The following is a 14,237-nucleotide window of genomic DNA, read 5'->3' as shown; positions in this document are numbered from 1 at the left end:
CATGTTACCGGAGGTTTAGGAACTGCACAATAGGTTATCTTCCCTATTTTTTCGGTAGTTAATTACTCAGCGTCCAATACTGAAATCCCTGCCGGCCGGTTAATGCTCCCAAGCAATAAAGCCGCCCATGCATATCCTCGAGAGGCATCCCTACTATAGTGCAACCGGCAGATCAAAAATTCCGTCACCGTGTCGTTTTACTGCAAGCAACGAGCCAGCGTAAGGCGGCAGTCCCGCTTGGACCACACGGAGTTGCAGACGCTGGCCCCCAGGCGCCTGGCTCTGGATTTTGCTCCCAACCCTCGATACACCACTGGTTTAGGATGAGGTACAATGGAGCAGCGAATACTAAAAGGCGTGTTACTTCAGTCGCCATTTCGGGGTTCTCCTCTATGGACAAGATGATCATTGGAATTGATATTGGCGGAACAAAAGTCGCTGGGGGTTTGGTGGACAGGAAGTGTCGGCTCGCCAGAGCGGTTACTCTCCCTACCAAGGCCGGCGACGGGTTCGAGGTCAGCTTCAGCCAGGTACTAACCCTCATTAAGCGGCTGCTCAATCAGGCAGGCGGCCCCGATCACATCAAAGGAATCGGGATCTGTTGCCCTGGCCCGCTGAACCCGCGCACTGGAATGGTGATTAACCCCCCCAATCTGCCTGGCTGGGTCAATATCCCTGTTGCCGAACGCGTGGAGAAGGAATTCCAGGTCCCTACCCGCCTTGAAAACGATGCGAACGCCGCAGGATTGGCAGAGGTGTTGTTCGGGGCTGCAGTTGGGTATACCGACGTCTTTTACGTCACTGTTTCAACCGGTGTGGGTACTGGAATCATCATCAACAAGAAGATCTATCACGGCAAGAATGGCTTTGCTGCGGAGGGAGGCCACGTCACCATTGACTACCGCAGCCCGTATATCTGCGGTTGCGGGACTCCGGGTGATGTTGAGGCGCTCACGGCTGGTCCTGCCATCGTCCGGCGGACCATCGTGAGACTGGAGCAGGAACATACGGTCCAGAGCCTGCTGCGCGAACGGACCCAGAACGATCTCCGCCGGCTTACGCCGGAAATAATCGCGGAGTGCGCCGCTACAGGCGATGGAGTGGCCAAGGCGATCGTCGAAGAGACAGGCTATCTCCTCGGAGTGTGGCTGGCGTCGATGATCACCCTGCTGGATCCCGACGCCATAGTCATCGGGGGAGGAGTTTCCCGAATCGGCAAGCCACTGTTCGATATGATCCGTAAAACGATTCCCCATTACACTGTTAATCGTCAGGCAAAAAATACGCCCGTGTTGCCCGCCAAGCTCCAAAAGGACGTGGGCGTCTTCGGCGCCGCCAGCCTGTTCTTGCAGGAAGGCGAAGAAGCCGAGAAAGACTAGCCCTTTCTGTGCAGGACCGCGATGAACTCTGGACTCCCTGGCGACATTGGAAAAGCGCTGGTGATCCTGGGCGGCGTGCTTGTTGTCCTTGGGCTGCTGTTCATGCTGGCCCCAAAGTTTTCCGCGCTTGGACTTGGGCACCTTCCAGGCGACTTCCGTTACAAGGGCAAGCACACAAGCTTTTATTTCCCGTTGACCACCTGCATTCTAGTGAGTGCGGTGGTCACTTTGATCTTGTGGTTGATTTCCCGTTTCATGCGTCATTAGCATAGGAACAACCCCCGCCCGAGGAGAAGATGAGCCAAATCCCGCTGAACCTGGTGCCGCAGAGGAAGATTTATACCGTCGCAGAGCTCAGTTTTGCGGTCAAAAACCTGCTCGAGACGAGCTATCCAGACGTTTGGGTTACGGGTGAGGTGTCAAATTTCCGGGCAGCCCCATCAGGGCACTGCTACTTCACCTTGAAAGATGCGTCCGCGCAGCTCAAAGCCGTATGTTTTCGGAACCAGGCGCGTTATCTCAAATTTAGGCCGCAGGATGGCCTTGCCGTCATTGCCAGAGGACACCTGGGCGTTTATGAGGCACGCGGCGAATATCAACTCTCTGTCGAATATCTTGAACCGGCGGGCGTGGGAGCCCTTCAGCTTGCCTTTGAGCAACTGAGGCAGCGGTTGGCCGCCGAGGGGATTTTCGACCAGGCTCGTAAAAAGCCCCTGCCTGTGCTCCCGCGGGCCATTGGTATTGTAACGTCGCCCAGCGGCGCAGCGATTCGCGATATCCTGCGTGTGCTCAAGCGCCGTTTCCCGAACATGAGCATTTTCCTTTACCCGGCAGCGGTCCAGGGTGCGCCTGCAGCGGGAGAGATCGTGGAAGGTATCGAATACTTCAACCAGCATCCCCTGGTTGAGGTGCTCATCGTCGGCCGCGGCGGGGGATCGATGGAAGATCTGTGGCCCTTTAATGAGGAGATCGTTGCACGCGCCATTGCCGCTTCAAAGGTCCCGGTCATTTCTGCTGTCGGGCACGAAACCGACTTCACCATTTCCGATTTCGTCGCCGATCTGCGCGCGCCCACGCCCTCTGCCGCCGCTGAAATGGTGGTCCACCGCAGAGAAGATTTTATACTTGAGCTTGCAAATCGCGTTCGACACATGTCCCAGAACATCCGGCTCAGGATTTCCGAAGCGCGGGGCGAATTGGCAGAGCTTCGCATGCACCGCGCGATCCAACAATTCCCAGCGCGGGTCCAGGAACGCAGCCAGCGGATCGATGAGTTCCTGGGTGAAATGGAACGGTCGCTTCGCGGCAGGCTGGAGGCGGCGCGGGGGCAGTTCCTCGAACTCACAGCCCGCCTGCTTCGATTCGAGCCCACGCGGCTGCTGGAAATCCGATGGATCGAAATCCAGCGGAGCAAATCCCGGCTGGGCAGGGTGGAAACTGAACTGAGCATGATGATCGGAGAGCGGTTGCACGCCAGTCAGATTGCCTGGATGGACGCTTCCTCCGGCGTTCTGCGCAATAACCTCCGTGGAACGCTGCGGCTGCGGCTTGCGTCAGTTCATCAACGAGACATGGAACTTCAAGGCAGGATAGGCCGAATCGTTACTGAGCGCCGCCACCTTCTGGAACATTATCACTCACTGCTTGAAGAGCGCAGCCCGCTCACCATCCTGAACCGCGGCTATTCGATTACGCGCGACACCGAAAACAGGATCGTCCGCGACGCCGCCGCTGTTAACGTTGGAGATCAGCTATCAATTCGTCTGGCGGGTGGAGAGCTTGGAGCGACGGTAAGCGAGAAGAGAAAATAGGGCTCAAAACGATCAGGCCGGCAGGGACATCGCAGGTACGCTCCGGCAATCTCAGAATTCCCTTGGAGACCTACAACTTGTAGCCAATCTTCCGCAGAAATTCTTTGCGCGCCTTGATGTCGGCTTCGGTTTCGATGCCCTTGGGCTTGGCGCCGTCGATCACGCCCAGAATGCCGCGCCCCTGCTCTGTTTCAGCCACAATCACTTCTACGGGATTCGCAGTAGCACAAAAAATCCGGCAGACCTCAGGCACGTTCTTCACCACATTGAGGATGTTGATGGGGTAAGCCTTTTCCATGAAGATGATGAACGAATGCCCGCAGGAAAGGGCAAAGGCGTTCTCCTGGGCCAGCCGGACCAGGTTCAGGTCGTTGCCCGCCCAGCGCACCAGCGCCGGGCCGGACGACTCGCAGAATCCGATACCGAACTTAATTTCAGGGACTGTCTGGACAAGCGCCTCATACAGGTCCTCGACGGTTTTAATAAAGTGGGACTGCCCGAGGATAAAGTTCATGTCGCCAGGCTTGTCGATCTTTACGATTTTCAGTTCCATTCAGTCCCTCCCTGGGGCAGTCTCGGGCACGCTTGAAACCGCGCCTGCCCCTGGCGGAATCTGCTCAGCGGCGACAACACGCGAGGGAAACCTGACTTCAGGATACATCCGGTCGATCAGAATGAATATCATCGCCAGTACGATGAAGACGAACACGCTACCTTCAGGCCCCACAGCCCCGCCCGTCAGCCAGGCCGGAGCACCGGAATTCAAGTGAGAATTCAGCAAGTGTCCCTGGGCCAGCACACCGCTGTTCGGGACCGAATAGATAAAGCTCTGGCCATAATCCCAGGCGGCGTGGAACCCGATCGCAAACCACAGGCTCCCTGTTCGGTGAAGGCTGAAGCAGAACAGCAGTCCGACCAGCCCGGCCGATAGAGCTCCCGTCGGGTTCTCGCGAAGATTTGAAAGGTGGACAGCGCCAAATATAGCCGAGAGCACGATCGCCGCAGGCCAGAACCCGATTCCGTCAGTAAGTGTAGTCAGCGCATAGCCGCGAAACAAAAATTCTTCCGCGAAGCCAACCACAAGAAATGCGACGGCCCACATCACGCCGAAGTAAAACGCTCCACGCGCGTGGAGGGCAACGCTGCCGAAATAAAAACCGTGGCCGACCCGAATTCCGACCAGCAGGACCGACAAAGCGATCAGCCCGATGCCCGCCCCCACCCAGAAGTTGCGTCCAAAGGCTCCCCGACCTGGCAATCCATAATCACTGAACGCCCTGTCCTCCAAGTGGCTCATCACCCAGGCCGCAAAAAGTGGGCAAAGAAACTCCAGGCCTTCGCCCACCAGAATCACCGTCGGCGGCAGCTCGTGTACAATATCCGGCCGAAATCCGCCAGCCGCCAACAGAACTTGGATGGTGACGAAAGGAACCGCTGCCAGAGCAATAAAAATCAGCAGCCGCCAGCCCGACCGAACGCCGTCGGGGCCTCTAAAGATACTTGTGAGCACCGGGACCTCGCATGAGGTTAAGCAGGAAGATTCTATTCATTGACGCGCAGGACCGCAAGGAAAGCTTCCTGAGGGATGTCCACTTTACCGACGCGCTTCATACGGCGCTTCCCTTCTTTCTGCTTTTCGAGGAGCTTGCGCTTGCGCGTGATGTCACCGCCGTAGCACTTGGCCAGCACGTTCTTTCGCATGGCGGGAACGTTTTCACGGGCGATAATCTTGGAGCCGATGGAAGCCTGTATGGCTACTTCGAAAAGCTGGCGAGGGATCAGTTTTCGCATTCGCTCACAGAGTGTGCGCGCCCGTGGCTGGGCGTGATCGCGATGGCAGACAAACGAGAGCGCATCGACCGGCTCGCCAGCCACCAGCAGGTCAACTTTAACCAGATTGGAATCCCAGTATCCCGAAAAATGGTAATCGAGCGAGGCATAGCCGCGCGAAACAGATTTGAGCCGGTCATAAAAATCCAGGACAACTTCGTTCAAAGGCAGCTCATACGTCAGCAGCACGCGCTTCTGCGCGACGTACTCAAAGCCTTTCTGGATTCCGCGTTTTTCCTCCGCCAGCGCCAGAATGCCGCCCAGGTAGTCGTCGTGGGTCAAGATCATCGCAGTAATGACGGGTTCTTCGATTTTGGAAATTTCGTTAGGCTCGGGAAACCGCGTGGGGTTATCGATTTCATGGACATTCCCATCTTTTGTTGTAACGCGATAGCGGACGCCCGGCGCCGTGGTGATCAGGTTCAGCTTGAATTCCCGCTCCAAGCGTTCCTGGACAATCTCCATGTGGAGCAGGCCCAGGAAGCCGCACCGGAAGCCGAAACCGAGCGCCGCGGAGTTTTCCGGCTCGTAGAAGAGAGATGAATCGTTCAATCGCAGTTTTTCAAGCGCATCTCGCAGGGACTCGTATTCGCTGGATTCCACCGGATAAAGCCCCGCGAACACCATAGGCTTAATGTCCTCGAATCCGGGAAGCGGTTCCGCTGCGGGGCGATCGTCCTGGGTGATCGTGTCGCCGATCTTCGTGTCAGACACGCGCTTGATGTTGGCAATCACAAAACCCACTTCGCCGGCCTGCAAGCTTTCTACGGGGACCGCGGAAGGCGTCAAGATCCCCAATTGCTCCACCGTATAGGTTTGGCTGTTGGACCAGAGGCGGACCTTCATGCCAGGCACAACGGTCCCCTGCACCACCCGCGCCAGCACCACTACACCTCGGTAGCTGTCAAACCAGGAATCAAAAATCAAGGCCTGCAAAGGAGCTTCCGGAGATCCCGCCGGCGCGGGGATTTTCGCCACAATTGCTTCCAGCACTTCCTCGACCCCAGTGCCCTGCTTGGCGCTGATCAGGAGGGCCTCGCTCGAGTCGATGGCCAGCGTCTGCTCAATCTGCCGCCGGGTTTCCTCGATGTTTGCTCCGGGCAGGTCAATCTTATTGATAACCGGCACGATTTCCAGATTGTTATTCATCGCGAGCTGCGCGTTGGCCAGTGTCTGGGCCTCAACTCCCTGGGAGGCGTCAATCACCAGCAATGCCCCTTCGCATGCGGACAGGCTTCTGGACACTTCGTAGGAAAAGTCGACATGTCCGGGAGTATCGATCAGATTTAACTGATACTCGTTTCCGTCCCGCGCCCTGTAGTTCAGCCGCACCGAATGGGCCTTGATGGTGATGCCCCGCTCTCGTTCCAGGTCCATCGAGTCGAGCAACTGAGCTTCCATGTCCCGCTTAGCAACCGTCCCCGTCAACTCCAGTAATCGGTCGGCAAGCGTGGATTTGCCGTGGTCAATGTGGGCGACAATCGAAAAATTGCGAATATAACGTGCTTGGGTCATCTTGTCAGTGATTGCCTCTGGCAGACAGGAAGCTAAACAACTCGCGGGGTGGCATCGATGGCAGGTTTTTTGTCTAAAGCTGTCATTGTGGACCCTTTGAAAATCTAACAAAGCGATGCTGTTCTGTCAATTTAGCGCCGATCAGCCTCCACGTCTTCCTGCTATCATAGACATGAATGGAATCGGTCAGGTGTGCATAGTGCATGCTTCCGCGCCGAATGATCCCTGCAAACCGCGAACAGTTGTTGTGATCTTCAGGAGTATGCCAGGATGGGTTACGAAACGTTGCTTTTTGAAACGCGGGCTGCAATCGCCTATGTGACGATTAACCGGCCGCAAAAGCTCAACGCTCTCAACCACAAAGCCATTCACGAGCTCAGTGACTGCATTGACCGGATTGCCAGGGAGCCTGAGGCGCGCGGCGTCATCCTGACCGGCGTGGGCAAAAAAGCCTTCGTGGCTGGCGCGGACATCAGTGAGCTGGCGGCACTCACTCCAATCGAAGCGCGCAAGAAGGCACTCGAAGGACAGGCGCTTATGAATAGGATTGAAAGCCTGGGAAAACCCGTTGTCGCCGCCGTGAACGGCTTCGCGCTGGGCGGCGGCTGCGAACTCGCCATGGCATGCACCTTCCGGATTGCATCAGAGAACGCGCGCTTCGGCCAGCCGGAGGTCAGGCTGGGAATCATTCCCGGCTACGCCGGAACGCAACGCCTGCCGCGCCTGGTGGGTAAGGGCCGGGCCCTCGAGTTGATTCTTTCGGGCGAGCCCATCGGCGCCCAGGAAGCCTGGCTGATCGGGCTCGTGAACAAGGTGGTAAACTCAACTGAGCTGATATCGGCCTCTGAGAATCTGCTCCAGAGAATTCTGGCCAACGGCCCCATCGCTGTCCGTTATGCTATTGAAGCTGTCAACCGCGGGTTGGAAATGGCAGAAGCAGAGGCAGAGCAACTCGAGGCCAGCCTTTTCGGACTCTGCTGTGCGACGACCGATATGAAAGAAGGAACGCGCGCATTTCTGGAAAAACGCCTGGCGAAATTCACGGGCGAGTAGGCAGATTGCACCGTCGCACCGGAGCGCGCGGAGACCCAAATTATCGATGGGTTCTAGAACAAAATCTCGTGAATTAGCCCTCCAGATGCTTTTTCAGTGGGAGGTCGGCAAGCACGCTCCTGCCTATGTTGTGCAGACTTTCCTGCAGGGGCGCAATCTCGCGCCAGACGTTGACAACTTTGCACGCAGCCTGTTCGAAGGGACTGTCCTCGAAGTTTCAACACTCGACCGCACCATCACCCAGCATGCCGAGCACTGGCGAACAGATCGTATGCCCGCAATCGACCGCAATATTCTCCGGATGGCCCTCCATGAAATACTTCACCACCCGGAAACTCCGGGCACGGTCGTCATCAATGAAGCTCTTGAACTCGCCCGCCGCTTCGCCAGCGAAGACTCCGTGGAATTTGTGAATGGCGTTCTGGATGCAATCTGGAAGTCATTACCTCAACCCCAGCCCAAGGCGTGAACGCTCCGAGACTGCAGGGTGTTTTCCAAACTTTATCGGAATACTCCCGGAAGCGCCCAGACGAGGAAGCGGACACTGAAGTCCCGACTAAGCCGCAGCGCTTCGGGCGTATGCGATGCGCTTTTCAATGGATGGGTGGGAATGGAATATGAATTCGATCCAGGCGGCCGGCCGGCGCTCCGCCAGATTGATTTCCGCAAGTTTTTCCATGCTGGTGATGAATGCCATTGTGCTTGGAATGGCCTTCAACGCGTAATCATCCGCTTGCCTTTCCAGCCAGCGCGAGTGGCTGTTGACGCACGGAAGAAGAAGCAAGGAAAGCCCCATGCTAACCAGAATCAGGAGCGGCAGGTTTGCAAAGTCCGCCACGCCCGTGAAACCCAGCGTCTTCCCCCACGCCAGCAGGCAGACATCGGCTAGATAGAAGCCAAGATATGTCGTCAGCGCCTGGACGAGGATCATGCGAAGGATGTGGTGGCGAACGTGGTGCCCGAATTCGTGTGCAAGAACGGCTTCAACTTCGTCCGCGCTGAATTTTTCCAGCAGCGTGTCAGACAGGATGATGCGTCGCGTATTCCCCAGCCCTACCAGCGCGGCGTTGGCCTTCTTGCTCTTCTCGCTTAGCTTCCATTCGAACACCCCGCGCACCCGTGTGTCCGCGCGGCGCGAAAGCTCCAGCAGCCGTCCGGTCAAATTCTCATCTTCCACCGGCTTGAACTTGAAAAATATGGGAAACAGGAGCACCGGAGCCAGATTGGCCAGCAGGACGAAAAACGCAATGAAGGCCGTGGCCGAAATCACCCACCACGCGGCCGGCCAATCCCTCATGGTCCAGTATACGAATTCAACTCCGAGCAGGCCCAGCGCGCCTCCCACTGCCAGGCCCTTTATCTCGTCCTTCACCCAGCTCCAGAGGGTCTGGTTTGACAGGCCGTAACGGTGCTCCAGCCGGTAGCCTTTCGCGTAGCTCAGGGGAACGCCGGGTAATTGAACGATCAGGCCGAACAGGATGAAGTAAACCAACAAGGCAAGGGCAGGGTGCGGCGTCACGCTTTCCGCGAAGGTTCGCAGGCCGATCGTCCAGCCAGCAAAAAGCAGAGCAGCCAGCAACGCAACATCGAGCGCGAATCCCGCAATCCCCAGAATGCGCCCGGCGCGATGATACGCTTTGGCACGCTTAGCTTCATCCATGGTCAACTTTTCCGGACTTCCCCGTTAGTGAGATTGCTGGCGCGCAAACTCCGCGATGGCGTCCAGAAGGGCCGTCACCTGCTCCTTCGAAGGCGCCTCGGCGTAAAGGCGAAGAACGTTTTCCGTCCCGGAGGTCCGAACCAGCACCCACTCAGAATTCCCCAGAATCATTTTGACGCCGTCCCGGTCATCCAGGGAAAGCACTTTGAAATTCGCTACAGAGCTCAGCTTGCCCTGCCGTACCCGCTCCACCACGCGCTGCGCCGCTTTCTTGTCAATTTCGAGATCCAGGCGTCGGTAATAGTGCGGGCCGAATTCGCCCTGAAGTTCCTGGACCAGTTCACCCAGGTTTTTCCCCCGCTGCGCGATGATGTCCGCTAGGTAAAGTGAATTCAGGATGCCATCGCGCTCCGGCAGATGTCCGCGGACCGCAATGCCTCCGCTCTCCTCGCCGCCAATCAGAATGTCCCGCGCCAGCATCAGGTCACAGACGTATTTGAAACCGATGGGAGTAACGTGGAGCGGCAGGCCATATTTTGACGCAATCTTGGCAACCATCTCGGTGGTCGAGACCGTTTTGACCACTTCACCTTTCAGCCCGCGTTCCGCAACCAGATGCCTGAGCAAAATAGAAAACACCTTGTGCGAATCCACGGTGTTTCCCTGGGCGTCAACGGCCCCAATGCGATCGGCGTCGCCGTCCGTAGCGAAACCGGCATCTGATTTGCTTTTCACAACGGCCTGGCTCAAGTCGGCCAGGTGCGGATCAATCGGCTCGGGGTTGATTCCAGGAAACAGCGGATTGTGCTCACCGTGGATCTCGATGAACCTGATGCCGGCCTCTTCAAACAACCGCGCCAGGCATCCGCGCGCTGCACCATACATCGGATCGATCACGAACCTTCTGCCGCTCTCGCGAATGCGATCTAGCGAAACCAGAGTTCTAATACGGTCAAGGTAGGGGCTGACCAGATCGGCCGTTTTGACATTGGCGGCGCCTTTATTTGAACTCCCCTCCCTCGCCGGGTCGTCCGCAGGCACGCAGGTCTCAACCCGTTGCATGATCTCCGGAGAGGCTGATCCCCCGTAAGGAGCTTTGAGCTTGATTCCATTCCATACGTATGGATTGTGACTCGCCGTCACCATCAGGGCGCCCGCAGTCTTCCGTGCCACCACGGCGTAACTGACGGCGGGGGTCGGAGTCACGCGGTCAGCCAGCAGCACCGGAATCCCTTGCGCCGCGACCTGGTGAGCGGCCACATGAGCGGCTTCGGGCGAAAGAAAGCGTGCGTCATAGCCAACTATCAGGCCGCGCTCAGGCCGTCCTTCCTGACAAACATAGCGGGCGACAGCCGTCGCCACACGGCGCACGTTTTCGAAAGTAAATGTGTCGCCAATAATTCCGCGCCAGCCGTCCGTCCCGAATTTGATCTGGTCAGCCTCTCTGGTCAGAACAACCTCCGCGCTACAGCAGATTCTTTCTGCCCTGTCGTTCGAGTTCCTGGACGGCCTTGCCCACTTTCTGGGATTGCTCACGCGCGCAGATTAGCAGCGCTTCGCCTGTCTCAACAATCACCAGGTTTTCCACGCCGATGGTCACAACAAATTTCCCGCCGTTTACCACCATGTTTCCTCTGGAATCGAGGCAAAGTGAACCTTCCGGCCGCACGTTCCCGTCACTGTCCTTCGCGTGCAGGTCGTAGGCCACGGCCCAGCTTCCCACGTCACTCCAGCCCATGTCGGCCGCCACGGCGAATACGTTGTCGATCTTTTCCATCAAGGCATAATCAATGGAGATCTTCTCAAGCCTTGGAAACAGGCGCTTCAGTGCTTGTGGGCCGTCGATGCCTCCTCTCGCGGCGATCCGGTCCAGACTCGCCGCCATCGCCGGCTGAAATCTACGGAGATGGGTAAGGAGCGTTGATGCCCTCCAGATGAACATCCCGGCATTCCACAAGTAGCGTTTAGAGGCCACATAGCGTCTAGCGGCCGTGAGTCCGGGCTTCTCCGTGAAGGCTTCCACGCGAAAGATCTTTTCTTGTCCCGTGTTCTCTGCCAGCCCACCCAGCCGGATGTACCCGTATCCCGTTTCCGGGCGCGTAGGTTGAATTCCCAGGACCACCGAGCGGCCTTCCGTCGCGGCCCAGCGACAGCCCGCTTTCAGCGCCGCCCGGAATGCTCCCGGCTTGCGGATCACGTGGTCGGCAGGCAATATCACCATGATGCCTTCCGGGTCACGGCGCAGAATCTCATAGGCGGCCAGGCCGATGGTGGGCGCTGTGTTGCGCTGCGCCGGTTCTGCAATGATCTGGCGTTCCGGAATATGCGGCAGCAGTCGCACTATTTCGGATCGCACCATATCATTGGCAAAAATATAGGTCCGCTCCGGCGGCACAATCCCCTTGACGCGTTCGACCGTCTGTTCAAGGAGCGTTGTGTCCCCAAACAGGTTCAACAACTGCTTGGGAGTCCTGCGGCGGCTCAGCGGCCAGAACCGAGTCCCGCTGCCGCCGGCCATGATGACCACGTAAACGTGATGGTAAAGTGAGGCCCGCGATTTCTCTGTGCTGCCCATGATTCTTTCAGTCGAAGAGAATCTTTCTGACTTGCGCGGCCTTGCCACGGCGCGAAAGCGGACGCCTGAAATCCTTGTCAAGGTTCGGCACGTAAAATTTGAGGAGGCGCGTTTTCTCAACCGGAGCAAGACGATACCGCCCCGCTCCGGGTGGGATTACCCAGGTGTCCCCTGCCTGGTATCCCAGCCATCCTGTCGCGCTCTCAACCCGCCCTCTGCCCGCCACGATGGATAGGGTTTCCACGCGGTCCGGCGAGGACTTAAAATGCGCTGTCATCCGTAACTTTAATTCCTCCACCGCAAAGTATTGACAACCCAGAAGATATCTGTGGCTACCAAAAGGCTCACTAACCACAGCTCTCGGCAGATTGCGTAATGGCTCCGCATCCGGCCTGATTACCCCGAACCCTTTATCCAGATGAAGCGGCCGCGGCTTTCCATCGAGGCCAGCCCGACCAAAATCGTCCAGCCGGTAGGTCATGTCGGAATGTTCCTCGGCCTCAAAAAGGACCAATCCCGGTCCCAGCGCATGCACCGTACCAGGCGGCACAAAAATTGCCTCGCCGCGTTTCGGGTGAAACCGGTAAAGCAGGTCCTTGCTCTTGCCACGTTCGCAGGCGTCCCTCAGCATTTCCAGCGTCGTCCCGGGCTTCATGGCCAGCAGGATTTCCGCCTCCGGCTCCGCGTCCAGGATGTACCACATCTCGCACTTTCCCAGGTTCCCTGGGTCGTGTTTGCGAGCGTAGCGGTCGTCCGGATGCACCTGGAGCGAAAGCCAGTCACCGGTGAAGATGTACTTCGAGAGGATCGGGAAGCGGCGGTCCTTCCAGTTGACCCCGTTTAATTCACCACGGTACCTGGCGGAAGCCTCCCCCAAGGTAAGCCCTGCGGCAGGGCCGTTCAGTATCTCTGAACTTTCATCAGTAATCCATACCTCGCCAATCAAGGTTTCCTCACCTGGCCGGGCGGACGCTCCGCGGTCACTCGAGATCTTCGCAGGCTCGGGCCAATCGAACAGCGGCGCCAGACTATCCACTCCCCAGATTTTTGGCTTGAAGATGGGCGAAAGCTTGAGCGGAGTGTCAAGTCTTGGCATAAGTATCATCGCAGGGCGACAGCAGCGCCCCACGTGCGTGAGAGGTGAAGCCACGCCCGTCTCTGCATAAGGCCGGCTTTTTCATCGAGCGCCGTTCCCCCGCTAACGTGCGCTGCCGCAGGGAGCTCTCCGGCTTTCGCAGCCTCACATTTCGCCGAAAAACTTTTTCATCCGCTGGAGTCCCTCTTCAATATTCTCCATGGACGTGGCATAGGAGAGCCGAACGTGTTCGTCAGTACCGAAGCCGGGCCCGGGCACGACTGCCACGTGCGCTTCTTCCAGCAGGCGGTCCACCAGCGCCTGGCAATCCGCGGTACCGTTCTTCTTGAGGTAAGCGCCTATGTTCGGGTAGACGTAAAACGCGCCGGCGGGGTTGGCGCACGTGACACCCGGAATCGCCCGCAGGCCGGCGACAATCTTGTCACGGCGCCTCTGATACTCGGCCAGCATCGTACGGACGGAATCCTGTGGCCCGCGCAGGGCTTCCACAGCCGCCTTCTGCGAAATCGATGTCGTGTTGGATGTCGAATGGCTCTGCAGGTTCAGCATGTTGCTCATCAGGTTTTTCGCGCCCAGAGCAAAGCCGACGCGCCATCCCGTCATCGCGTAGGTTTTCGAGAGCGATCCCGTGATGATGAGATGGTCGCGATCGCCCGAATGCCCTAGTGAAAAGGGCTTCCGGCCGTCATAAAGGAACTGGCAATAGCACTCATCTGACATCAGGAGGACGTTACGGCTCTTCGCCAGCGCCAGCAGTTTCTCCATCTCCTCGTCCGGAATCACGGCGCCCGTCGGGTTGTTTGGCGAATTCACGATAATCAGTCTCGTTTTTGGCGTAATCAGTTTTTCAACGTTCGAGGCGCGCACCTGGAAGTCGTCTGCCTCGCGGGTCTCGAGCGGCACCACTTTGCCCCCGGCGTAGTTGACGATGTCGAGGTACGACACCCAATAGGGCACTGGCAGAATCACTTCGTCGCCGTGGTTGATGGTGGCGGCGGCAGCCTCGAAGATGGCCTGCTTCCCGCCCACGGTCACCAGACATTCTTCCACTTTGTAGTTGGAGCCAAAGTCTTTGGCGTGGCGCTCGATGATGGCTTCTTTCAATTCCTTGGTGCCGCTGGTAGGCGTGTACTTCGTGAAATTCTGATTAATGGCCTCAATGGCCGCCTTCTTGATATTGTCAGGAGTCGGAAAATCGGGCTCGCCTGCGCCGAAATCGACCAGGCTCACGCCGCTCGCCCGGAGCTGGGCGGCCTTCTGGACAACGGCCAAAGTGGATGAAACTGAAATGCGCGAAATACGTTCTGAAAGTTGCATG

At 57.7% G+C, this 14,237-nt stretch carries 13 protein-coding genes; 5 read left to right on the top strand and 8 right to left on the bottom strand.

Annotation, left to right across the window (positions count from 1 at the left end; translation table 11 throughout):
- Window positions 1-392: 392 nt before the first annotated feature.
- Genes VFQ24_05940 through xseA form a run of 3 tightly spaced genes read left to right on the top strand, consistent with a single transcriptional unit; the run spans window position 393 to window position 3,190 of the window.
- Complete coding sequence (locus tag VFQ24_05940; GenBank protein HET9177884.1) at window positions 393-1,379, top strand: ROK family protein; 987 nt, start codon at window positions 393-395, stop codon at window positions 1,377-1,379.
- Window positions 1,380-1,400: 21 nt separating this feature from the next.
- Window positions 1,401-1,646, top strand: coding sequence for a DUF2905 domain-containing protein (locus tag VFQ24_05935; GenBank protein HET9177883.1), 246 nt, complete (start codon window positions 1,401-1,403; stop codon window positions 1,644-1,646).
- A gap of 29 nt (window positions 1,647-1,675) precedes the next feature.
- Window positions 1,676-3,190, top strand: a complete 1,515-nt coding sequence (xseA, locus tag VFQ24_05930) for an exodeoxyribonuclease VII large subunit (GenBank protein HET9177882.1) — start codon at window positions 1,676-1,678, stop codon at window positions 3,188-3,190.
- A 70-nt stretch (window positions 3,191-3,260) separates the two neighbouring features.
- Here the strand turns inward: xseA and VFQ24_05925 are convergent, their stop codons facing one another.
- The 3 genes from VFQ24_05925 to lepA are packed head-to-tail and all read right to left on the bottom strand — an operon-like array spanning window position 3,261 to window position 6,535.
- Entirely contained in the window at window positions 3,261-3,743 is a 483-nt protein-coding gene (locus VFQ24_05925; protein ID HET9177881.1) for an adenosine-specific kinase, read from the bottom strand.
- Complete coding sequence (locus tag VFQ24_05920; protein HET9177880.1) at window positions 3,744-4,700, bottom strand: CPBP family intramembrane glutamic endopeptidase; 957 nt, start codon at window positions 4,698-4,700, stop codon at window positions 3,744-3,746.
- Between the two features lie 32 nt (window positions 4,701-4,732).
- A complete protein-coding gene (gene lepA, locus VFQ24_05915) occupies window positions 4,733-6,535 on the bottom strand; it encodes a translation elongation factor 4 (protein HET9177879.1) in 1,803 nt (600 codons plus the stop codon).
- A gap of 270 nt (window positions 6,536-6,805) precedes the next feature.
- On the opposite strand from lepA, the gene VFQ24_05910 reads away from it, so the two are divergent.
- On the top strand, window positions 6,806-7,588 hold the full coding sequence (locus tag VFQ24_05910) for an enoyl-CoA hydratase-related protein (GenBank protein ID HET9177878.1): 783 nt from the start codon (window positions 6,806-6,808) through the stop codon (window positions 7,586-7,588).
- Between the two features lie 46 nt (window positions 7,589-7,634).
- Complete coding sequence (gene nusB, locus VFQ24_05905) at window positions 7,635-8,057, top strand: transcription antitermination factor NusB (GenBank protein HET9177877.1); 423 nt, start codon at window positions 7,635-7,637, stop codon at window positions 8,055-8,057.
- Window positions 8,058-8,144: 87 nt separating this feature from the next.
- Here the strand turns inward: nusB and VFQ24_05900 are convergent, their stop codons facing one another.
- The 5 genes from VFQ24_05900 to VFQ24_05880 all read right to left on the bottom strand — a co-directional run bounded on the left by VFQ24_05900 (window position 8,145) and on the right by VFQ24_05880 (window position 14,236).
- Window positions 8,145-9,248 (bottom strand): M48 family metallopeptidase, encoded by a 1,104-nt coding sequence (locus tag VFQ24_05900; protein HET9177876.1) that lies wholly within the window; start codon window positions 9,246-9,248, stop codon window positions 8,145-8,147.
- A gap of 24 nt (window positions 9,249-9,272) precedes the next feature.
- Window positions 9,273-10,784: a phosphoglucomutase/phosphomannomutase family protein gene (locus tag VFQ24_05895; protein ID HET9177875.1), complete on the bottom strand. Its 1,512-nt coding sequence runs from the start codon at window positions 10,782-10,784 to the stop codon at window positions 9,273-9,275.
- Entirely contained in the window at window positions 10,714-11,823 is a 1,110-nt protein-coding gene (locus VFQ24_05890; protein HET9177874.1) for a mannose-1-phosphate guanylyltransferase, read from the bottom strand. The genes VFQ24_05895 and VFQ24_05890 overlap by 71 nt, the downstream gene beginning before the upstream one ends.
- Window positions 11,824-11,830: 7 nt before the next feature.
- Complete coding sequence (locus VFQ24_05885) at window positions 11,831-12,919, bottom strand: type I phosphomannose isomerase catalytic subunit (GenBank protein HET9177873.1); 1,089 nt, start codon at window positions 12,917-12,919, stop codon at window positions 11,831-11,833.
- A 144-nt stretch (window positions 12,920-13,063) separates the two neighbouring features.
- Window positions 13,064-14,236 (bottom strand): pyridoxal phosphate-dependent aminotransferase, encoded by a 1,173-nt coding sequence (locus tag VFQ24_05880; protein ID HET9177872.1) that lies wholly within the window; start codon window positions 14,234-14,236, stop codon window positions 13,064-13,066.
- Window position 14,237 lies beyond the last annotated feature (1 nt).

Source organism: Terriglobia bacterium (genome assembly GCA_035712365.1).
Lineage (GTDB): Bacteria > Acidobacteriota > Terriglobia > UBA7540 > UBA7540 > SCRD01.
Note: the sequence above shows the minus strand (reverse complement) of the source record. Positions and strands in the feature narration are given on the sequence as shown.